1 protein-coding gene is annotated in these 662 nt (G+C 77.5%); it reads left to right on the plus strand.

Going from position 1 to position 662, the window contains the following annotated elements:
- Window positions 1-275 precede the first annotated feature (275 nt).
- Window positions 276-662, plus strand: a 387-nt coding sequence (locus B8460_RS16425; RefSeq protein ID WP_048862693.1) for a thermonuclease family protein, incomplete at its 3' end; no start/stop codon positions are given.

A 662-nucleotide genomic window follows, 5' to 3' on the forward strand; every position in this document is an offset into this window, starting at 1 on the left:
GGACCTGCTCGCCGCCCTGCCCGGGGCCGGCGGCGCGCAGGCCGGCGCGGTGGGGCTGATCCGCGGCTATGCCGCCGCCGGGGCGGAACGGCTGCGGCCGCGCCTGAGCGCGACATGGGAGCGCTTTCTCGACGCGGACGTGTTCTGGCATTAGGCGCCGCGACCACGGTCGGGCGGGCAATGCGCGGGACGGACAATTCGCGGGTTGCGTCGCCCCGCCGGGGGGTTTAGCCCAGGCGCCGTCCTCGACCCCGTTCATGACCGGATACCCTGCCATGCCGCTCGGGCGACCGCGCCGCATCTTCCGTGCCTCTTCCCTGTCCGCCAGCCGCCCGCCGCGCGGCCGGCTCGCGGCCGGGCTTGCCGTGCTCGGCGTCGTGGGGCTTGCCATATGGGGCGTGCCGCGCGTGCATCTGCCGCGCATCAGCCTGTTCGCCAGCGCCTCCGCCCCGCCGGCGGCGCCGGTGCATGTGGCGGCGGACCCGGCGCAGATCGCGGTGCTCGACGGCGACACGCTGCGCGTGCACGACACGGTGGTACGGCTGCTCGGCGTCGCGGCGCCCCCGCGCGGCGAGCTCTGCCGGGCGGCGGACGGCGCCGGGTTCGACTGCGGCGCCGCGGCGACCAACGCGCTCGCGAGCCTCGTGCGCGCCCGTCCGGTG

Origin of the sequence: Acidisphaera rubrifaciens HS-AP3, from assembly GCF_000964365.1 — a bacterium.
Lineage (GTDB): Bacteria > Pseudomonadota > Alphaproteobacteria > Acetobacterales > Acetobacteraceae > Acidisphaera > Acidisphaera rubrifaciens.